Annotated in this window: 16 protein-coding genes and 2 pseudogenes; 6 read left to right on the top strand and 12 right to left on the bottom strand. The window is 65.9% G+C overall.

The features are described from left to right. Positions 1 to 255: 255 nt before the first annotated feature. The 5 genes and pseudogenes from ACQP0C_RS13500 to ACQP0C_RS13480 form a co-directional block, all read right to left on the bottom strand. A pseudogene (locus ACQP0C_RS13500) lies at positions 256 to 876 on the bottom strand (sigma factor-like helix-turn-helix DNA-binding protein); the annotation flags it as partial. Positions 877 to 1,040: 164 nt separating this feature from the next. Then, positions 1,041 to 1,744, bottom strand: a pseudogene (locus ACQP0C_RS13495) (IS3 family transposase); the annotation flags it as partial. A 72-nt stretch (positions 1,745 to 1,816) separates the two neighbouring features. After that, positions 1,817 to 2,410 carry a carboxymuconolactone decarboxylase family protein gene (locus ACQP0C_RS13490; protein WP_433733266.1) on the bottom strand — a complete coding sequence of 198 codons (594 nt, stop codon included), beginning with the start codon at positions 2,408 to 2,410 and terminating at the stop codon, positions 1,817 to 1,819. Positions 2,411 to 2,724: 314 nt separating this feature from the next. Further along, entirely contained in the window at positions 2,725 to 3,069 is a 345-nt protein-coding gene (locus tag ACQP0C_RS13485; RefSeq protein WP_433733265.1) for a hypothetical protein, read from the bottom strand. 187 nt (positions 3,070 to 3,256) lie between these two features. Next, complete coding sequence (locus ACQP0C_RS13480) at positions 3,257 to 4,411, bottom strand: helix-turn-helix domain-containing protein (protein WP_433733264.1); 1,155 nt, start codon at positions 4,409 to 4,411, stop codon at positions 3,257 to 3,259. A gap of 66 nt (positions 4,412 to 4,477) precedes the next feature. Here ACQP0C_RS13480 and ACQP0C_RS13475 point away from each other — a divergent pair, with 66 nt between their 5' ends. Continuing rightward, a complete protein-coding gene (locus tag ACQP0C_RS13475; protein ID WP_433733263.1) occupies positions 4,478 to 8,008 on the top strand; it encodes an indolepyruvate ferredoxin oxidoreductase family protein in 3,531 nt (1,176 codons plus the stop codon). A gap of 258 nt (positions 8,009 to 8,266) precedes the next feature. Here ACQP0C_RS13475 and ACQP0C_RS13470 read toward each other — a convergent pair whose 3' ends face one another. From ACQP0C_RS13470 to ACQP0C_RS13455, 4 genes are all read right to left on the bottom strand, one after another. Then, positions 8,267 to 8,617, bottom strand: coding sequence for a hypothetical protein (locus ACQP0C_RS13470; RefSeq protein ID WP_433733262.1), 351 nt, complete (start codon positions 8,615 to 8,617; stop codon positions 8,267 to 8,269). Continuing rightward, on the bottom strand, positions 8,614 to 9,843 hold the full coding sequence (locus ACQP0C_RS13465) for a DUF4365 domain-containing protein (RefSeq protein ID WP_433733261.1): 1,230 nt from the start codon (positions 9,841 to 9,843) through the stop codon (positions 8,614 to 8,616). Before ACQP0C_RS13465 ends, ACQP0C_RS13470 begins: the two co-directional genes overlap by 4 nt. A gap of 327 nt (positions 9,844 to 10,170) precedes the next feature. After that, a complete protein-coding gene (locus tag ACQP0C_RS13460) occupies positions 10,171 to 10,656 on the bottom strand; it encodes an FKBP-type peptidyl-prolyl cis-trans isomerase (RefSeq protein WP_433733260.1) in 486 nt (161 codons plus the stop codon). A gap of 609 nt (positions 10,657 to 11,265) precedes the next feature. Further along, entirely contained in the window at positions 11,266 to 12,129 is an 864-nt protein-coding gene (locus tag ACQP0C_RS13455; protein ID WP_433733259.1) for an NAD(P)H-binding protein, read from the bottom strand. A gap of 87 nt (positions 12,130 to 12,216) precedes the next feature. On the opposite strand from ACQP0C_RS13455, the gene ACQP0C_RS13450 reads away from it, so the two are divergent. Then, entirely contained in the window at positions 12,217 to 12,963 is a 747-nt protein-coding gene (locus ACQP0C_RS13450) for a TetR/AcrR family transcriptional regulator (RefSeq protein WP_433733258.1), read from the top strand. 431 nt (positions 12,964 to 13,394) lie between these two features. Here the strand turns inward: ACQP0C_RS13450 and ACQP0C_RS13445 are convergent, their stop codons facing one another. Beyond that, complete coding sequence (locus ACQP0C_RS13445; protein ID WP_433733257.1) at positions 13,395 to 13,757, bottom strand: DoxX family protein; 363 nt, start codon at positions 13,755 to 13,757, stop codon at positions 13,395 to 13,397. Positions 13,758 to 13,815: 58 nt separating this feature from the next. Next, positions 13,816 to 14,310 carry a cupin domain-containing protein gene (locus tag ACQP0C_RS13440; protein WP_433733256.1) on the bottom strand — a complete coding sequence of 165 codons (495 nt, stop codon included), beginning with the start codon at positions 14,308 to 14,310 and terminating at the stop codon, positions 13,816 to 13,818. Between the two features lie 80 nt (positions 14,311 to 14,390). Here ACQP0C_RS13440 and ACQP0C_RS13435 point away from each other — a divergent pair, with 80 nt between their 5' ends. The 4 genes from ACQP0C_RS13435 (at position 14,391) to ACQP0C_RS13420 (ending at position 18,351) form a co-directional block, all read left to right on the top strand. Then, a complete protein-coding gene (locus ACQP0C_RS13435; RefSeq protein ID WP_433733255.1) occupies positions 14,391 to 15,257 on the top strand; it encodes a LysR substrate-binding domain-containing protein in 867 nt (288 codons plus the stop codon). A gap of 474 nt (positions 15,258 to 15,731) precedes the next feature. Beyond that, positions 15,732 to 16,514 carry a Zn-ribbon domain-containing OB-fold protein gene (locus ACQP0C_RS13430; RefSeq protein ID WP_433733254.1) on the top strand — a complete coding sequence of 261 codons (783 nt, stop codon included), beginning with the start codon at positions 15,732 to 15,734 and terminating at the stop codon, positions 16,512 to 16,514. A gap of 445 nt (positions 16,515 to 16,959) precedes the next feature. Then, a complete protein-coding gene (locus tag ACQP0C_RS13425; protein WP_433733253.1) occupies positions 16,960 to 17,367 on the top strand; it encodes a DUF1330 domain-containing protein in 408 nt (135 codons plus the stop codon). 156 nt (positions 17,368 to 17,523) lie between these two features. After that, positions 17,524 to 18,351 (top strand): SDR family NAD(P)-dependent oxidoreductase, encoded by an 828-nt coding sequence (locus ACQP0C_RS13420; RefSeq protein ID WP_433733252.1) that lies wholly within the window; start codon positions 17,524 to 17,526, stop codon positions 18,349 to 18,351. Between the two features lie 75 nt (positions 18,352 to 18,426). Here the strand turns inward: ACQP0C_RS13420 and ACQP0C_RS13415 are convergent, their stop codons facing one another. Continuing rightward, positions 18,427 to 19,695: a PucR family transcriptional regulator gene (locus tag ACQP0C_RS13415; RefSeq protein ID WP_433733251.1), complete on the bottom strand. Its 1,269-nt coding sequence runs from the start codon at positions 19,693 to 19,695 to the stop codon at positions 18,427 to 18,429. Positions 19,696 to 20,039: the final 344 nt, after the last annotated feature.

The following is a 20,039-nucleotide window of genomic DNA, read 5'->3' as shown; positions in this document are numbered from 1 at the left end:
GTAGTAGCCACCTGCGCACGAAACTCCATCACGCACAGCAGGTATGGGGCTCCCGCGTGAAAAATGTCGTTGGAATCGAACTGGAACGCGACGAGCCGATCGACATGCAACACGAGCTTGCCGAGGCTGCTGTCGAACAGCTACTAGGCGTGAATATGCCATCTGCCCCATTGGCATGCCGGACGTTGGTTCGTAGACCTCTACCGTCCTATCGACGCCACTGGGGCTGCACGGGATCGGCGATTTCGGCGGCTGACGGTGCGCGCGATGGCGAGCCACAGATTTGCTTACCGCCGAGGCGATTTCGAGGTAGTCGAAGCCGAATACCTCGCGCAGGACGAACACGGCTCGTTCCTCGGGGCTGAGCGTTTCCAGCAGTACCAGCATGCCCATCGACACCGATTGGGCGAGCACGACATCGGCAGCGGCATCGCAGTCGGCGAGCAGCAGCGGTTCGGGCAGCCATGGGCCGACGTAGTCCTCGCGGCGGCGGGTACGAGTCCGCAGCATGTTGAGCGCCTGCCGGGTCACCAGCTGTGCCAGATACGACTTGGTGTCACGGACCGTCGCAAGTTCCACCTGAGCCCACCGCAAGCAAGCCCACCAGATGGAACCGGTTGAACGTGCCCAGGCGGTGGAAGGGTGAATCCGCCGCGTCGCATTCGCCAACCCCGACCCCGAATCCAGCGCCACCACGTTCGCTCCGCGCCGACTCGGCCGCGACGTCAACTCCCGCACGAACGCCGCCACCTGACCACGGGTCGCGGTCAGCGGATCAATGCCGTCCCGCTCACAGACCTGCAAAAACTTCACCAGCCCACGCGCATACGCATCGATCGCCCGCAGCGCGCGCCCCAGATCCGACCAGATCCGCAACCACTCCCCGCCCGCTCATGCCGGCCCAACACCGGCCACTTCGCCTCCACCGCCTCCGGCATGCCCCAAACTCCGTTGTCCGTCGAGTGAGAGTTCGCCGCGACGTTACTGAGCCCAGGCACCGACCTCGCCGACCGACACGCGGTCAGATTCCACGTAACTTATAAATACAACTTGCCCTCGCCGGTGCGATGCTCGCTGATATTCGGTCAGCCACACGAGATTCGGTGCGTCTGCGGTGAAGCGCCGCTTGACGAGGTCGTCGTGGACCGGTGGTCCGGCCTTTACGGTTCAATCCGCGTTTCTTGGCGAATACTCTCCAGATCCGCTGCTGTGAACACAAACTGGCGACGCGATTCTCGCCTGCGCGGATCCCACGGGCGGGCAGTTCGTCGGCGATGAACCGATACCCGAACGCTGGGTCGTCGGCATGGATGTCATAGGCGGCGTTGATCAGATGCGCATCATCCTGATCATGTTGCGAGACAGGATTGTTCTTCCATTTATAGAAAGCTTGCGGGGACAAGCCGAGTATCCGGCAGGTCACCGCGACAGGGATCTTGTCGGCGGCCAGGTCGAGGACCAGCGGGTAGGCCATTTTGGGTTAACATCGCGCGAGAAATAGGCGACCGCGCGGCGCATGACCTCGGCTTCCTGCTCCAACTGCCGGATCCGTTTGCGGCTTCGCGTAGCTCGGCCGATTCGTCGGAACTGATGCCCGGCAGGTGTCCGTCCTCGATATCGGCCTGTTTACCCAGTTCTTCACGCGACTCTGCGAGATCCCGAAATCCTTCGCGATTTGGGTCAACGGGATCTCGCCCCTGCGGGCGACGTCGCGGCCGAACTCCTCGGGGTAGGGCTTGGGCATGGTGATGATCCTTCCACCGCGAGGACGCATCCTCACAGGTCAGGAGTCAACCGAACCGGGGGCAGTCCATTATTAGCTCGGCGCGGTCTCACGCGTGGACCCCGCCGCGGCGTCCCTGTCCGGAATCGGGCAACCTTCTTCGAAGCCCACGAGTAGATGGAACATCTTCGCGCTCGAATCCCACACTCCCACCATGAGACAAAGGTCGGCGATCTCAGTGTCCGAGAAGCTGGCCTTCATCCGCTCCCAGAATGCGTCGTCGGCAGCCAAGTCTTGGTAGTCGTGACAGAAGCGCTCGCCGAACTCAATCGCGAGGCGCTCACGCTCCGTATAGCCTGGCCAGGTCGCGTACTCGAAAACGCGTTCATACAGTTCCTCGGGAGTCTCGTCGAATGAGAACTCCCCACGGTTCACGCCGATTATTGCCGCGAACCCCTGCGCATCGCGGTGCAGGCGAAACGCGTCGCAATAGTTACAGGCTTGCTGCTGCTGCGCCAGCCGCGTGCGCAGGCACTCACGCTCTCGCGGCGTCACCGTCGAGTCGTTGAAGTACTGCGCGTCCCACGATTCGAGCAGGCTCTTGTTCAGCCTGGGCGACCCGATCTTCAGCATGATGTACGCGAAAGGATCCTCGCCGGCTGGCAAGCCGATTCTCTCTTTTCTCATCGCGACTTCCTTCCGTGGCGACCGTGGCGTTGGTTCACAGAGTCTAACAACTTGACTTGAGTACAAGTCAATACCGTTTTTATTTCAATCGCGCGGGTCGACGCAGGGGCACTCGTCGTCTTCGTCTTTCTTCCCGGAAACTGCGCCCTCCCGCGGCTGCACCCAACGGTCGCACCAGTCGCTGCCGAGGACAACGCGGCAGGAGGCCTACGTCGGATGACGTAGGCCTGTCGCCACATGCATCTTGTGTCTTGGTAATCCGCCACGCGGTGCGGTCGGCCATCGGCTCGTCGGCGGGGAATCGGTAGCCGAATTCAGGGTCGTCGCGGTGGGCGTCGAACAGTGCGTTGGCCGGCCCGGTAGGCCTGGTCGAGTTCGGCGTCGGTGACCGGGTCGGCGAGCCAGCGGTAGTACGGCTGGCGGGCCAGTTTCAGCACCCGGCACGTCACCGTGACGGGGATACCGTCTTCGGCCAGCTCGCGGACGAGCGGGTAGATCATTTCCGGCAGGTTCGCCTGCGCGAAGTAGGTGACGGCCCGTTTGAGGACCTCATTTTCATACTCCAGCAACCGGATTCGGCGTTTCGCCGCCCGAAGTTCAGCCGACTCGCTCGTGCTGGTGCCCGGTTTGGCTCCCTCGTCGACATCGGCCTGGCACATCCATTTCGACAGTCGTAACCCGCCACCGGGAGACGATCTGAGTGGTTCGGAATGTTGGGCGACGACCCGACCAGCCAGCGCTCGGCTCTGCGCGGTTCGTCACCCGGACCCGCCCGTTTCCGTAGGGATGGCGAGCCCAATTACGCCGATGGTCGCCAGTTGCCACAATTTTCCGTTACCGATGGATCTATCCGGCCATTTCGAGTGCGATGACCGAGGCGTTCAGCCCGCTGACTGTCTCTACGTCGTGACCGGTCAGCGCCCGCCATCGGTCGAGGCGGTAGCGGGCGCTGTTCGGATGGATGTGCAGCCGGCGGGCGCACGCGCTTACGGAGTATCCGCAGTCGGCGTAGGCCCGCACGGTCTCAGCGAGTCGTGGATGCTCCCGTGCCACCGCCATCGCAGGTTCGAGGAGGGCTGCGAACCGTGGTTTGATCGCGGTGAGGCAGCACATAAGCCAGTCGTGTTCGAACTCGACGATCCTGCGCTGTTCGGTGGCGCGGGCCAAGGCCTCTTGGGCGTCCTGCAGCGAGACGGCAGCGCCTGCCGGCCCCACGCGTGCGATGCCGACCCCGATCCGTGCGGTGGCATTGACCGCGTCGACGGCGGTGCAGATCTGGTGTGTTGTGAGGTTCTGGGTGACCAGGACGCTGCATCCGTCGTAAGGGATGCACGCGACTCGCGGGCTGGTGTCCCGCAATAGGTCCACCAGCCGGTCGGCGTCGTCGCGTTGGCCGAGCCCGGCGATGCACACCACACTGAAGTTACCGTCGACCTGGTAGCCGAGTTCGGCGGCGATCATCTCGTCGCGGGGCGCTCGGCCGGTGAGTTGATCGAGCCATTCGCGTTCCAGTGTGAGCCGATTGGTGCGTCGCAACTGGATTTCCGCCGAGTGTGCATCGGCGACTGCAGCGCTGAGCCGGTGAAACCACAGCCAAAGTAGCCCGACCACGGATGTCAGGTCGCCGGCCAGCGGCGGATCGGAGCGCTGTGCGTCGGAGAGCAGTTCTGCCCAGATGTCGCGGTAGGCGATGTGGTAGGCCTCGATGACGTCAGGGATAGCCATGCCGACTGCGGCCCGCCGACGCCCGACGCCCCTGGCGTGCTCGATCGCCGCCTCGGACGGTACGGCGCCGGTCAGCAGCCCGGCAACGACGTTGCGAATCTGATGATCGACGTCCTCGGCATGTTCCTGCGTTCCGAGGAGGTGATAGCCGGGGACCTCTGCGCGAATACGTGCCGTGATCTCCGGCGCAACGCGGTCGAGCCGGGCAGCCAGGCGTTCGAAAAGCGTGGGTATGACCGACACCTGTCCCGCATCGCTCTGCTTCGTGGTTTTCACGATTAACTCCGCTCAAATTCTCGACTACGTCGGTAGAGTAGCCGCTTAGCGACTGCCACCCTGGTGATGTCCACGAATTCCGAGCACTGGGGTCGCACGATGATGATCGAACCGAGCCACCGCTACAGCGCCGAGGGCGGCGCGGCCCAAATGACCGGCGTCCAGGCACTGGCCCGGCTACCCCTGAACGTGCGTCGCGCGGACCGAGCACACGGTCGGCGCACCGCGGTGTTCATATCCGGCTACGAGGGCTCTCCGCTCGCTGGCTACGACCTCGAATTACAGCGGCATCACCGGCTGCTGGAGGAGTACGACGTCGTGTTTCGGCCCGGCGTGAACGAGGAACTCGCCGCGACCGCGGTGCAGGGCACCCAACTGGTCGTCGACTCCGCGGACGCGCGAGTAGAGGGCGTCACCGGATTCTGGTACGGCAAGTCGCCCGGCCTCGACCGTGCCACGGATGCGCTACGGCATGCGAACCTGATGGGTACGCACTCCCGGGGCGGTGCGGTCGCGTTCGTCGGCGACGATCCGTCCGCCAAGTCGTCTACCGTGCCGGGTGCCTCCGAACTGTTGCTCGCTGATCTCGGGATGCCGATCCTCTATCCAGCCGACCCTCAGGACGTGCTCGATCTGGGCATGCATGCAGTGGCGATGTCGCGGTACAGCGGGCTGTGGGTCGCGCTGAAAATCGTCACCAACGTGGCCGACGGGACCGGCAACATCCGCGTCGACGCCGACCGCATCACGCCGGTACGGCCCGCCATTGCGCCAGCCGGTGAGCCATTCGAACACCGGCCCGAAGCACGGATGGTGCAACCCGCCCTGTCCGAAATGGAGCAGAGCCGCGAAGGCTTACGGCTGGACGTGGCGCGGGCCTACGCACAAGCCAACGCGTTGAACCGCGTCGCCAATTTCGGCGCGGCACCCGCGATCGGCATCGTGGCCGCCGGCAAGACCTATCTGGATATGCGCCAAGCGCTGCGCGTTCTCGGCTTGGACGACGCCGCGCTGCGCGCCCGGGGTGTTCGCCTGCTCCGCTTGGCCATGATCCACCCGTTGATCCCGGCTGAGATCGCAGCGTTCGCTACCGGACTAGATGAGATCATCGTGGTCGAGGAGAAGCGCAGTTTCATCGAGTCTGCAGTGAAGGAGATCCTTTACGGCATCGGCAATGCCCCCCGCGTCCTCGGCAAGACCATGCCGGACGGCAGCGCGCTGTTCCCGACGGACGGCGAACTGGACGCGGATCGGATCGCCGCAGGTCTGGCCCGTCGGCTCGACCCTGACAAGCAGGTGGGCAGGGGCACCTCACGCCCCACGATCTTGCTGCCGCTGGTCACCCGAACCCCGTACTTCTGCTCGGGGTGTCCGCACAACACCTCGACCAAGGTCCCTGAAGACTCGGTGGTCGGCGGCGGTATCGGCTGTCACGCCCTTGTCCTGATGATGAGGCACGACCAGGTCGGGGACGTCGTCGGGTTGACCCAAATGGGTGGCGAGGGTGCGCAGTGGATCGGCATGGCCCCGTTCCTGAACACCCGCAAGCACCTGCTGCAGAACATCGGCGACGGCACTTTCCACCACTCGGGCAGTCTTGCGGTTCGGGCGGCGGTGGCCGCCGGTGTCGATGTGACCTACAAGCTGTTGTACAACTCGGCGGTCGCCATGACCGGTGGTCAGCAGGCAGTCGGCGCGATGGCCATTCCGGAACTCACCAGGATGCTCACCGCCGAAGGCGTGCGGCGCATCATCATCACCACCGAGGACGTCCGGCGATACCGCCGAGTCCGGCTGGCGCCGACGGCGCAGGTCTGGCACCGGGACAGGCTGGTCGAGGCCCAGCGGGAGCTGAGTCGGGTCTCGGGTGTCACGGTGTTGATTCACGACCAGGAGTGCGCCACCGAACTGCGACGCAAGCGCAAACGCGGCCTGGCGCCGGACCCGGCGCGCCGTGTGCTCATCAATGAACGCCTCTGCGAAGGGTGCGGCGACTGCGGGCAGCGGTCAAACTGCCTTTCGGTGCAGCCCGTGGACACCGAGTTCGGCCGTAAGACCGCCATCGATCAGTCATCCTGTAACAAGGACTACTCCTGCCTGGCTGGTGATTGCCCGTCCTTCCTGACTGTCGTGCCGAACACGAAACCGCAGCAGGTCGGCCGAGCAATGCCACCGGACCTCGACGCCGACGAGATCAGCCTGCCGGACACGGCCTTCGACCTCGACAACGGCACGCACACCACACGCATCACCGGCGTCGGCGGCACTGGGGTGGTCACTCTCTCCCAGGTGCTGACCGCAGCGGCTCTGGAGGCCGGTCGTGAGGTCTGCACCCTGGACCAGACCGGTCTAGCCCAAAAGGGCGGCGCCGTCGTCTCGGACGTGAAGATCAGCGCCGGCCCGATCGAGCAGGGCAATAAGGCGGCCTTAGGCGAGTGCGATCTCTACCTGGGCTGCGACCTCCTGGTTGCCGCCGATGCCAAGAACCTGTCGGCGACCGACCCAGAACGCACCATCGCGGTGGTGTCATCGACCAAGGTCCCGACCGGTTCGATGGTGGTCGACCCGTCCGCGCGGTTCCCCGACGCGGATGCCACAACGGAGCGGATCCGCGCTGCTACCCGCGCGACGCGGGCGGTATTCGTTGACGCTCGTCGGTTGTCGGAGTCGCTGTTCGGCACGAACCAGTTCGCCAACATGTTCTTGACCGGGGTGGCATTGCAGGCCGGCGCCCTGCCGCTGCCGGCGACCGCGGTGGAGCGGGCGATCGAACTCAACGGTGTGCAGGTACGGCAGAACCTGCAAGCCTTCCGGCGGGGCCGGCAGTATGTGGCCGATCCGGATGCGTTCGCTACTGTGCTGGCCGCGCTCACCGGCCAGGCACCGGCTCGGCAGTTGACTGCGGTGGAGCGCGACATGACCGCCGTGGTGGGGGCGGCATCGGGGACCGAGCTGGAACGGCTGGTCACGACCAGGATCCCTGACCTGATCGCGTACCAGAGCATCGGTTACGCCCGGGACTACACCGAGTTTGTCGCCCGGGTCCGGGCAGTCGAGCAGCAGGCCGTCGCCGGGACGGAGCTGTCCGAGGCGGTGGCGCGGCACCTGTACAAGCTCATGGCCTACAAGGACGAGTACGAGGTTGCTCGCCTGTCCTTGGAACCGGCGGTCGACGCCGCAGTGCACGCGCAGTTCGGCCCCGGCGCGAAGGTGTCCTACCGCCTGCATCCACCTGTGCTACGCGCACTGGGCGTGAAGAACAAGCTGAGCCTCGGTCCGTGGTTCCGCTCCGTATTCGCCGTGCTGCGGGCGCTGAAAGTGTTGCGCGGGACGCCGTTCGACCCCTTCGGGTACACGCGGGTGCGTCGCGTGGAACGGGCGCTGATCGGTGAGTACCGCGCCGTGATCGAGGGGGTGCTGGCTGACCTGACCGATGACTCGTACCCGCGCGCGGTTGAGCTGGCGTCTCTCCCAGACATGATCCGTGGCTACGAGGACATCAAGCTGGCCGCTGCAGATAGGTTCCGGGCACGGGTGCGAGAACTCGGCGGCGAGCCTTATCGCGGTGGCGTCCGTCCGACGAGCACGGCCAGCTGACCCTGTTCAGGTCGCGGCCGACGGGCGGCTTTCAGCACACCGCGACGGCCCTGGTCCGGCTCAGGGGGGTGTTTCGTCAAGCGGCAGTCCGATAGGGCTGTTTGCTGTGGAGCATGGCGCAGAGGACGTCGCAGCGGCGTCGGGCCAGGCAGATGAGGGCGGGTTGTGGGTAACGGGCACGCCGGGTTCGGGAGGCGGTCCGGACTTTGCCCGGAGTTCATGCGAACTGAGGGTTTCTCGGCGGGAACCCAAGGATGCTCAATGGCTTTGGGGCGGATCGATCCTTGGGTTCGTGCTCAACTCGGTGGATCGTGTTCCTCGGCTGGAGCCTGGAGGATTTGTTGTGCGGCCGCGCAGTATCGGCTGGTGCAGGTTCTCCTGCCCGGGTTTGCTGTCCTTGGCCTCGATCCGATCTCGGCAGCGCTGTAGCCAACTGCGGATACCGTTGACCGCCTGGGCGGGTCCGATGACGGCGATCGGAATTCGGTCCGGCGCTGTCGGGGAGTCGGCGTCGGCGGGGCCATACACGCTGATGCCGTAGCGGGGATCGATGTGGCGGTTTCCGGCTCGGAACTCCAGCTGCGGTTCGTCCAGCACATGGGCCTTCATGACGGCAGCTCCCACAATCCCTCAGCGAGTCCCGCCGCGTCCATCCGGGCGGCCGGTTGCTGCGGGATCAAGGCGGTCTCGTCGATCGCCGCGTCACAGTTGAGCTCCAGCAGCTGGCCGAAGCGGATACGTTCGTCCCGGGCGCTGAACAGGGTGTCGTCACTTGCAGGTAGTCGGCCAGGCACGAACCGCTGGTAGACCGCGTTGTTGCGCTCTAGGCGTTTGATCTGCTTGACGTACTCGGCGTCGAAGCGCGACTCGCGGTGCCCATCGATAGTGAAGTGGTAGGTGGGGTTGATCTCTAAGTACCACTGGCCGCCCCAGCGTCGAAAGTACAGGCCAGCGGCATAATGTCGGCAGAATCTGGTCTTCGTCTCGTCGTCCTTGCCCTCGTACGGGGTGAAGAAGCTAGCCCCTTCGCACCCCGGTAGCGGCCCCTTGATCTTTCGGCTGGAGCGGTCCGGCGGTGCCTGCATGTAGACGACCTTCTTCCTGGGGTGCCAGACCAGGTCAGGGTGGTGGGCCGAGCGCAGGGTGAAGTTGAGCAGAGAGACGAAGCGGCGCTGCAGCGCGAGGTCTTCAGTGCTGGACCAGGTCTCAGTCGGGATGGGGCTCGCCGGACCGTCACACAAGACGGCCAGGGGCCCCTGGTCGAGTGGGCGCATCGAATAGATCTTCCCGCCGGACAGCAGGAAGCCCGCCTCGAACTTGTTATCGTTGGCGCGCATCCGCTCCCAGGCATCTCCGCGGTCACGACACGGCGTGGACGCCTCGTAGATCGTCGACGCGAAGTCGTCGACCATGAGCAAGTTGGACACGAGGCGCTCGCTGCCCTCCAGCCGCGGCAGCGGCTCCCCGATCGGCACGCCGAGAGCCGAGAGCGTGCTGAACGAGTCGGGGTCGAAGCAGTCGGTGGTTTTGTCGAACCGCACCACTCGCCGTGCCCGACGCTCTGCGTCCGCGAACCAGGCATCTACGCGCTTCCACCACGCCAGCTCGATGCGCAGGTCGACGCAGATCAGCACGACCGGTCGGCCCAGCCGCGTCCAGTAGGCGATGTGGTCGGCCTCGCAGCGCAAGGTGAAACCTGTCGCCGAGTCGCCGGAGAATCCGACCTCGGTGGCCTTCACCTGGGCTAGGACTGCGACACCGGTGACCCCGGTCGGTGTCCACGAACTCGATCTGGCCGTCGATGGCAAAGTCGCGCCGAGAGTCGTTCCCCACATGCCCGGCATCGGAGACCGCCTTGTCGACGAACACCTCGCCGCGCTTGCACGCTGCGCTTCGGCATCGGATCACTGCTCCGAGACGCGGTCGGGCGGCCGCGCCGCCTCAGCGTCTGCTCATCTTCGAAGGCGCCAATGAAGTCCTGCAATGGGTCATCGCCCGCCACCTCATCGGCCACGACATCACCGGGTGATCGCATACCGAACAATTCGGCTTTCCAACCGAATTCGTGCCGCTACCATCTCAGACCCGCTGGAGGCCCGATTCCTCTCGGGCATACCAATTTTCACCGATGCGGCGTCATGTGATCGGCGGCACGACGGACGTCAGTGCTCGTGGTCGTCCGGACCGTGCGGGTGACCGTGCGCGAGCTCTTCGTCGCTCGCATGACGGACGTCGACGATCTTGACGGTGAAGTGCAACCGCTGCCCGGCCAGCGGATGGTTGGCGTCGATGGTCACCTCGTCACCGTCCACCTGGCGGACGGTGACAATCTGCGATTCGCCGTCCGGCGACTCGGTGTGGAACTCCATCCCGGCCTCGAGTTCGTCGGCTCCTTCGAACATGTCCCGATCCACCGTGTTCACCAGCTCGGCCAGGTACTCGCCATACCCGTCCTCGGGCTCGACCACGACAACCACCTCGTCGCCGGTGTCCTTGCCCACAAGCGCCCTTTCCAGCCCCGGCACAATATTGTCCGCCCCGTGCAGGTAGACCAGCGGCGCGTCGCCGACGGACGTATCCAGCACCTCGCCGTCATCGGCGGTCAAGGTGTATTCGATGGAGACGACCTTGTCAGCGGCGATCGACATGGCGGTAAACCTTTCGCAGAGGAATGCGGACCGCGCAAATGTATCCCGACCGAGAGCGCATACCGGTTTCACCATGCCCTCGAGACGACCGAGTCCGCGCGGAAGTCCTCGGGCGCGAGTGCTCGACGAAAGCATCGGCTGTGCATCCCACCCCTGCCGGTCTTCGGAGCGAAAGGCGCGGCCTGCCACGACGAGGGTGGGCCTGGATCTGTCGACTGGACTCGGCCGCGGTTCGGCGGCGCGACCGGCTGGCGGAGGAGCCAGCCATCCGGTCGCGGTTTCCCGCTGCCTTTCGGCCAAGTGATTCACCCGTCCGGCCCTGCCCTTGGCCCGTGGCCCTGGATGGCACGAGAGCCCTTCGGCGTTTCCCTGAGCTTCGCACGCTGCCGTTACCAGCAACGCACATCAGAGCGGGGCCGGGCCACGAGCACGAGCCCGAAACTTACGCAGCCGAAACCAAATTCGGCCCTCCTATCCGCGAGTTCACTCGCATCGTGTGACCTCGTGTCGCAACGGTATCAGCGGATATTCGTCCCGGAGTTCAGTGCTGACGGTGGGGCGGGCCGCGGCTCCGCTCGAAGGACACAGGCCCTCAGTAGCGCAGAGCTATCAGCTCGCCGACAACGCCTCGCGCAGAACCGTATCGAAGTTGATCGGCTCGCGGCCGATCAACTTCGCCAATGTCGGGTCGACCGTGGCGAATTCACCGGCTCGGCTGGCGGCGAAGATATCCACCATCAGGTCCGCCTGCTCGGCCGGGACGCCGTAGCCCGCCATCTGTTGCCGGAATGCCTCGTCGGATACGGTGACGCGCTCGATGGTTCGGCCCGTGAGCTCGGCCGCGAGGGCGGTAACCTCGTCGAAGTCGAAGGCCTGCGCAGCGGTCAATGGCGGTGTGGGACCGTCGAATCGGCCTTCCTCGGCAAGGATCGCCGCGGCCGCGTCGGCGAGGTCGGCGTGCGTGGTCCAGCTCACCGCCCCATCGGCGGGCAACACGAGCTGTCCGGTCTCGGCGGCCTGTCCGAACAACCGCAGTGCACTGGTGGCGTAGAACCCGTTGCGCAGCGATGTGAACGGCACGCCGCAGGCCTGCAGCCTCTCCTCGTCGGCGGCGTGGTCGCGGCAGGGCTCGAACTGCGAGGTCGGGCCGGCGCCCATATGGCTGGTGTAAAGGATGCGGCGTGCGCCCGCCGCGACAGCGCCGTCGATGGCCGCCCGGTGCTGTCGCATGGCCTCCACACCGAGCTTGTCGACCGACACGATGAGCACCTGACTTGCACCTTCGAAAGCGTGGGACAGGCTGTCCGGGTCGGTGAAGCTGCCCTGTCGCACCCGTACTCCGCGCTCGGCCAGGTCTCGCGCCTTTCGCGGGTCGCGAACGCTCACACCCACTTGGTCGGCGGGCACTCGCATCAGCAGGCTCTCGACAATCCGACGGCCCAGCAGCCCGGTGGCTCCGGTCACGATGATCATGCTGTTCTCCCTCTAGATTCCATTGGAAACGTCTACGCGATAACAGTGATACTTTCATTGGAAACAGTCAAGCGTTATCGTTGATTCATGACATCGCCCACGCCACGCAGGAACGGCACGACCACCGTCGAACCCGACGGCACGACGTCGGCTCGCGAACAGCACCGGCAGCGCGTCATCGAAGCCGCCGCCGACCTGCTCGAGCGTGCGGGTCGGGACGCGGTGACCACTCGCGCAGTCGCCGACGCGGCAGGGTTGCAACCACCGGCGATCTATCGGCTGTTCGGCGACAAGGACGGGCTGCTGGAAGCGGTGGCGGAGTACGGTTTCGCGAAATTCGTCGCCGGCAAACACGTCGACCCAGACCCGGCCGACCTCATCGAAGACCTCCGGTCCGGGTGGGACCTCGCGGTCGAGTTCGGCCTGTCCAACCCCGCGCTCTACACCCTCATGTACAGCGAACCCGCCGGCACCAAGTCAGCCGCATTCCAGGCCGGACTGAAGATCCTGCGCGGACGGGTCCGTCGCCTCGCCGCAGGCGGCTGGTTACGTGTCGACGAGCAACTCGCGGCCGGGATCATTCACGCCACAGGCCGGGGCGCGGTCCTGACCTGGCTGTCCCTGCCGGCAGCCGACCGCGACCCGGCCCTGCTCACCGCCCTCCGAGAGGCCATGGTCACCGCCGTCACGAACGAACACCCGGCCGTCCAGGACACCGGCCCGGCCGGCGCGGCCCGCGCCCTCCGCGCCACCCTCCCCGACGAAACGACCCTCACCACCGCCGAGCAACACCTGCTTCGAGAGTGGCTGGACCGTCTCGCAGCTGACCACTGACCGCGCCACATAGCGACCCGCGGCTCCTGGTCCGGTGATCACCAGGCCACCATCCGGCCTCGGCGTAGCAGTGGTCGCGGGTGTTGTAGGGCCTGATCGATCTCCTCATTCGACAGACGACATCGCCGACGAACGGCAGCACCTCCGGAGTTCACGATTTCGAGGATGCTGCCCTTGGCAAGCTTGTATTCGCTGGCAAGCTGGTTGGCGGACGCTCCGCCCCCGTACGCCGCGATGATCTGCGACACCAGTGCTAAACACACAACACTGTGACGATTTACTGTCGGTGGTCGTAGTGAATCTCGACGTTGAGCGACGTATAGAGCGCGATCTTGTCCTCCGGCACGCCAGCGTTGAGGACCGCCGCCATATCGCCCAGCGAAGCAATCAGCTTGTTGACCTGGACCGTCGTCAGCGGAACGGTTTGTAGATCACACCCCGGCGATCGCCAGCCACACGGTCACGGCTGCCAGGAGAAGAAGTGTGATGTTGAGGCCGATTTGTCGGTCTTTGCTAGTCAGGTGGACCGGGATCGCACCGAGTTGTAGGAGTACGAAACCGGTGGCCGCGGCCACGGCGAGCCAAGGCGCGAGGCCGGTCAGCGGTGGAAGGATCAGCCCGAGCGCGCCGAGAACTTCGAGCACGCCGACGACCCGGACGGCGGGTAGTGGTATGCGGTCCACCCAGGCCATCATGGGCCGGAGTCGATCCCGGCTTCGGGTGATCTTCAGTGCGCCTGCATAGAGGTAGAAGAGGGCGAGCAGGCCGGCAACGATCCAGAAAGCGATGTTCACAATTCCATCCAGCGGTGATATGCGCGGGCCGAGGCAAAGGCATTTCGACCCCCTGGGTTCAAGCGAAGTCGGTGGCGGGCTCGGTCGCGTAGTGGCTCATGACTTCGACGTTCACCTGCGGTGTCAGTTCCCGGCCGCCGACGATCATGTCCTGTAGGTCGCGGAAGTACTGCACATACAAGTCGGGTGTGAAGGTGCTGAGCATGACGGCCGGTTGGCCGGTGATGTTGGCGAAGGTGTGCGGAGCCCCGGGTGGGACCATCACCAACGTGCCCGCTGTCGCGTCGTAATCGGTGTCGCCGACGGTGAAACGCACCGTGCCGGAGATGATGTAGAACCCTTCGTCGTGCTGGGCATGCCGGTGCTGCGGCGGTCCCGGAGTGTATGGGGCCAAGACGGATTCGGCGATCCCGAGACGGTGCCCGGTGTTGCTGCCGTCCTCGAGAACGCGCATTCGCGTGGCACCCAACATGATCGACTCACCCTCGCCGGGCCGCACTACCGAAACTGTTGCACCGGAGTTCTTTTCGTCGCTGTTTGCTTCGTTGGTCATGTATCGATTGCACCGCCCGGATGTCCGGGGTGTCCAAGACCTGTTCTGTGATGCCGATACCGGACGGGTATCGTGCCAGCGTGGAGCTACGTACGCTGCGTTACTTCGTAGCTGTCGCCGAGGAACGCCATTTCGGTCGCGCCGCCGCCCGGCTGCACATGAGCCAACCGCCGCTGAGCCGCGCCATCCAGCAGCTGGAGGCCGAAGTCGGCGCAGCTCTTTTCGACCGGTCGCCCACCGGCGTCGGTCTCACCCGGGTCGGGGCGGTGCTGCTCGATGAGGCACGCCTGCTGCTCGATAAGGCCGACCGCGTCAGCATGAGGGTGGCCGCCGCGGCCGCAAACACGAACCTCACCATCGGCATCCTGGGAGATGGCACCGACCCCGGCATCACCAAGCTGGCCGCCGCCTACCGCCGCAAGCACCCAGAGGTCGACATCCGTATCCGCGATACCGACCTCACCGACCCCACGTGCGGGCTGAAAGCCGGACTTGTCGACGTCGCTGTCACCCGTGCGCCGTTCAACGACACCGCCCTGACCGCGCGTGAGCTGCGTGCCGACCCGGTCGGGGCGGTACTACGTGCCGACGATCCGCTGGCCCGCCGCGACCAGCTGAAGCTGGCCGATCTGGCCGGCCGTCGCTGGTTCCAGTTCCCCGACGGCACCGACCCCGTCTGGCAGACCTATTGGAACGGAGGCGAGCCGCGTGAAGGCCCGATTGTGCGGGTCGTCCAGGAATGTGTGCAGGCCGTGCTCTGGAACGGCACCGTCGGCATAACTCCTCTCGGGCACACTGTGCCCGCGGGATTGGCCGCGGTCCCGCTGATCGATATGGCGCCGAGCAGGGTGGTGGTGGTTTGGAACGAGGGCGACACCAACCCGTTGATCCGATCGTTCGTGCAAATAGCAACGGCCGCATATCTCGATCTCCCACCTCGGCCGTGATACGACTCGGTCCACGAGAGCACGATTCGGCATCACTGCCAGCACAACCGGTCCAGCGCCGACAGCACCCACGCGCACGACACTCCGAAACAGTGCTATCTCGTTGGCCGACCAGTGCCAGTCGCGATCAGCCGCGCGCTGACCCAGGTCAGCCCACAGAACCAGGGCGGCTCGAGACGCACTGGAATCGGCATAATCGAACGTTCAGGACGCGCGCCCAGCGGTACGAGCAGACACCGCGAGGGCCGCGCGGTTCGGTCGTTCTGACCAATCTTGATCGGTCGGAGGAATCGGCACCTGCGGCCCAGACACGGGAGTCCGGCTCGGGCCCCTGGACCCTGCCGGACGGCCCATCGCCCGCAGGACCGCCGGGCAGAAATAGGTACGCACCCGGGTAGATCGACCGTCGTGGCCGGGCGCCGAAAACGAGATGCTCGGTGGGACAGCATTCATATCTATGACACCGAGTTTTCCATGTCCGAGCACACATTCGAGGCCAGCGACAACGGGGCCGAAACCGAATTGATGATTCGGCGTTGTGGGCGCTGTAACAAGTTGTTCGCGCCGCTGACCGCCGAGTGTTCGTCGTGTCGGTCCTGGGATCTCGAGTGGGCGCCTGCGTCTGGTCTCGGTTCGATTGTGTCGTGGCGGCTGGTGCACCGCAGTGTGAGCCGGGCGCACGCTCCGGTGACGCCGTTGACGATCGCCATTGTGGAACTCGACGAGGGTCCGTGGCTGTACACGACGATCAAAGGGGACGTCCCGCCGTTCTCCGATCAGCCGATCCGGGTGCGATTCGAGCCTCGTCTTCGGGTGGATCGTTTCCCGGTGTTCGCCATCTGCCCCGCGGCAGCCGGTTCGGACGATGGCGTTCGTCCCCTATCACTGCGCGGGAGTACTCCGGACGATATGCGGTCGCCGCGTCGTCCCGCCGACCAGCATCGCTACAACGCATCGTGGGTCCGGACATGGCTTCGCCAGTGTGAGCTTCTCGAGAGCGCGAAGTCTCTCGACGCGGCAGCGAAGTCCCTGATCGGTTTCGCGATCCGCTGGGCGCCGTTCGGCGGCGCCACCGCCGGCGAACTGCTGGTGGCCTTTGGCCTCACCCGTCAGCGGTTCCTGCAGATAGTGGAGGAGACGCTGTACCCACGCCGGGCCGATAGCGCCGAGGTGCGCGTACTGAAGCGTCTCTTGAAGAACTCGTTGACGCAGGCGTGGCAGTCGAGCCCTACCGCGTTCTCGGCCGACAACGCCTGAGGCAGCGGCCTGGAATTCGTGATGCGAACGGGCGGGCTCATCCGAACGACCGCAACGCGGCTATGAGCGCGCGCTCGAACAAACAGCCTATTGAGCGATCCACATCCGCTGCCGCCCGTCGCGGAACCAGCGCTCGGTCTCGCGCAGGTCCAGCACGGACATCGCGATCTGGTTGACGGCGGGTCGGAGGGGGAATGTCGAGGACACAAGGGTTCCTGAGTGGTCTGCGTCGATTCGGCGCGGCCACGATAAGCCCCAAGCGCCAACGCCCTCGGCGCCGGACACCAACGTGAGAGCACACGGCTGTCAACGCGGTACAACCGCGCGAGGTGGCTGTCGCGGCAGTACAAGCCCGCGATCGAGTGTTGTCACCGTGGATCGAGAGCCGTGGCCGCATTTCTGCTTAATTTCGTGAAGCACCGGCTCACGACCCCGAGGAGACACCGTGGCTGAGACGACCACCACCCATATCGACCCCAGCGAGGAGCAGATCGCGGGGTTCGTCGCAGCCGCGCAGTCGGCCGACGGGCCGGTGGTGATGATCAATCTGCTGACCTTCAACGACGCACCGGACGGTGGCCGAGACAGCTACGCTCGCTACGCACGGGCGGTACAACCGCACCTGGATCGCGTCGGCGCCCGGATCCTGTACGCCGGCGATGCCCGGGAGATCGTCATCGGCGGTGAGGATCTCGCGTGGTGGGACACCGTGGTTGTGGTGGAGTACCCGTCCCGGGCGAAGTTCCTGGAGATGGTATTCGATCCCGGCTATCAGGCCATCGCGGTGCACCGCTCCGCCGCGCTGACCACATCGGCGCTGGTGGCCACCGACCCGTGGCAGCCGGAGGCCTGATACCCAGCCGGGCGATCCCGACCTGCGGCCGACCGAGCCGCCGCGACCGGCCCGCGGCCGCCGCCGCGCAGTTCACGGCTGAGGTCCGAATCCCGTGGGATGGCTGTCGCTGCGCCGCCTCCGCACGCCCACCTCATCGAAATCAAGGAGCTCGACATGTCCCTGTCCACCAAGGACCTCACCCACCGCGTCGTCGTCATCACCGGCGCAGGCAGCGGCATCGGCCAGGAGCTGGCACTGGCGTGCGCCCGCCGCGGCGCCCGCCTGGCATTGTGCGACGTGAACACCGCCGGCATGGAGCGGACCGCGATCAGCGCCCGCGCCAACGGCGTGCAGGTCTACACCCAGACGGTCGACGTCACCGACGCGGACCGGATGACCGCGTTCGCCAAGGAGGTGCTGGAGCGGTTCGGCGGAGTGGACCTGCTCGTCAACAACGCCGGCATCGGCGTGGTCGCCGGGTTTCTGGAGACGACGCCGACGGATTGGCAGCGGTTGATCGGAATCAATGTGATGGGTGTGGTCCACGGCAACACCGCGTTCCTGCCCTCGATGATCGAGCGCGGCAGCGGGCATGTGGTCAACGTTTCCTCCGCTGCCGGCATCCTGGCCAACCCGGCGTTGAGTGCTTACAGCGCAACCAAATTCGCGGTCTTCGGACTTTCCGAGGCGCTGCGGATGGAACTCCGAGAGCATCGCATCGGTGTCACTGCCGTGTGCCCCGGCGTGATCAACACCGCGATCACCACCAGCAGCCCGATCCGCGGCGGCAACGCCGACGCACGCCAGGAGAAGATGGCCGCCCTGTACGCGAAACGCGGTTACACGCCCGATCGGGTCGCGTTGAACATTCTGCGCGCGGTGGATGCGAACAAGGCAGTCGCTCCGATCGCCCCCGAAGCGCACCTGATGTACGGCCTGTCGCGGGCCGTCCCACCGCTGGCGCGGTGGCTGTCCCGGCAGCTGGCGAAGCTCGCGGTGTGAGCCGCACCCGGCATCGCACCGGCGGCGTAGGACGACGGTGTCGCAGAGATCCGCCGTGGCGGAACTCGGTTTGTGTCAGTGCGGTGTCTGCCCGCGCACCGTCGGCAGCATCGCCAGTGCCGCACGAAGATCCAGCGATGCGGTGTCGATGCTGCGGCCGAGCAGCTGCTCGGCCTGCCGTACCCGATAGTTGACGGTGTTCGGGTGTACGTTCAGCCGCGCCGCGGCCCGGTTGCGGCTGCGGTTCTCGTCCAGGAACACGGCGAGAGTCTCGGCCAGCCGACGGGTTCCCTCATCCGGCGCGGCCAGCGGCCCGAGCACCCGGGTGACGAACTCACCGGCGAGTTCGGCGTCGACGCTGGTCAGCGCAGCGAGCGCGACATCGGCGTACCGGGTGGGCGTGGTCACGTTAGGCGACAGGATGGCCACGCGCCGCGCCTGGGTCGCTTCGAGGTGGCTGCGGCGGAAGCCCGTCAAGCCCGCGCCGGGCTCGCCCACCGCGACTCGCACCCCGCTCAACCTAATACGCGCCAGCGCAGCCAGTTCCGCCTCGGTGAACGCTGCGCCGCGGCTGAGCCAGCCGGTGCACGACAGCACTCCCGACGGGTAGATCAGCGGCGGGTCCGCGCGAACGGCGTCGGCCAGGTCGGTGACCGCGCGGGCCAGCATGGTCTGGGCGTCGCCGTCCGCCGGAGGGGTGTCCAACCATGCGAGCAGTCCGATGTGGTGGCACCGTAGCTCGTACCGTAGTCGGGTCGAGGCCCGGGCGATGTCCGTCTCCCGGCGGGCCACGATGTCCTCGATCGCCTCACCGCGGGCGGCCATCGCGCTGCGCAGCCAATGCTCGCGTTCGTCGTCGTACACGGTGGCGGCGCGGGTTACCGTCGCATCGATGTATGCGAAGAGCCATCGCGAGGCCAGCTCGGCCGCCGCGATCAGTTCGGCGGAATCCTTCGCCAGGGTGACGATGCGCCCGAAGATCCATTGCCACCCCAGCTCGTGGCCGAACCGGTACGTGCGCAGGAGATCGGCCAGCGGTTGCTGCCGCCACACCCCCGACCGGGCGATCGCGACGGTCGCGACGGGCAGTTCCACCGACTGGGGGTCTCCTCCGCGCTCGATCATCTGCGCCAGCGCCAGCACGCTGGCTTCGGCGCTGACCTGGTTTTCCGCCAGCGTGGCGTCGTCGGGAAAGACATGCGGCAGCTCGACCGCGAACACCGAACTCATCTGCTGGGTCAGCTCAGCCGCGGCAGCGCGCAGCTCCGCGGCGATAGGACGCAGCACGTTGCGCCACGCCTGCAACGCGGCCGGCTCCCTTGCCGGCGGCCATTCCGGTTCCACGTCCGCAGGCTAGCAGCGAATTGTCGTCTCGCGACAAAGTTTCGCCGGACTTCACGAGGTCCTTCGCACGCTCGCAGATGCGGATGCCGCCGCGGCCGGCTCCGCGAGCGATGTCGCCCGGTGCGGAACCAGCCGTCGTCTGTGAAGCTGTCCGCGCAGGCGCCGCCCGGCGAACACAACGGATCCCCCTTCGTGATCGATGACCGCTACGGCCATGAATGTCCTGCGGCTGTATGCAGCCGGACAGGTGCGGGCCTCGGCGCGCGGCGACAATGCGCCGGTTCCGGATTGTCGTGGCATGCCAAGGACGGATCGCCGTTGTCGCCACGCGACAGTCGCGGGCA

Source organism: Nocardia sp. CA-129566 (assembly GCF_050956075.1).
Lineage (GTDB): Bacteria > Actinomycetota > Actinomycetes > Mycobacteriales > Mycobacteriaceae > Nocardia.
Note: the sequence above shows the minus strand (reverse complement) of the source record. Positions and strands in the feature narration are given on the sequence as shown.

Bases quoted from the DNA above. Each gene is read 5' to 3' on its own strand.
- ACQP0C_RS13490 (WP_433733266.1), bottom strand. From the start codon at position 2,410: ATGAGAAAAGAGAGAATCGGCTTGCCAGCCGGCGAGGATCCTTTCGCG.
- ACQP0C_RS13485 (WP_433733265.1), bottom strand. From the start codon at position 3,069: ATGTGCCAGGCCGATGTCGACGAGGGAGCCAAACCGGGCACCAGCACG.
- ACQP0C_RS13475 (WP_433733263.1), top strand. From the start codon at position 4,478: ATGTCCACGAATTCCGAGCACTGGGGTCGCACGATGATGATCGAACCG.
- ACQP0C_RS13470 (WP_433733262.1), bottom strand. From the start codon at position 8,617: ATGAAGGCCCATGTGCTGGACGAACCGCAGCTGGAGTTCCGAGCCGGA.
- ACQP0C_RS13465 (WP_433733261.1), bottom strand. From the start codon at position 9,843: ATGTGGGGAACGACTCTCGGCGCGACTTTGCCATCGACGGCCAGATCG.
- ACQP0C_RS13460 (WP_433733260.1), bottom strand. From the start codon at position 10,656: ATGTCGATCGCCGCTGACAAGGTCGTCTCCATCGAATACACCTTGACC.
- ACQP0C_RS13455 (WP_433733259.1), bottom strand. From the start codon at position 12,129: ATGATCATCGTGACCGGAGCCACCGGGCTGCTGGGCCGTCGGATTGTC.
- ACQP0C_RS13450 (WP_433733258.1), top strand. From the start codon at position 12,217: ATGACATCGCCCACGCCACGCAGGAACGGCACGACCACCGTCGAACCC.
- ACQP0C_RS13440 (WP_433733256.1), bottom strand. From the start codon at position 14,310: ATGACCAACGAAGCAAACAGCGACGAAAAGAACTCCGGTGCAACAGTT.
- ACQP0C_RS13430 (WP_433733254.1), top strand. From the start codon at position 15,732: ATGTCCGAGCACACATTCGAGGCCAGCGACAACGGGGCCGAAACCGAA.
- ACQP0C_RS13420 (WP_433733252.1), top strand. From the start codon at position 17,524: ATGTCCCTGTCCACCAAGGACCTCACCCACCGCGTCGTCGTCATCACC.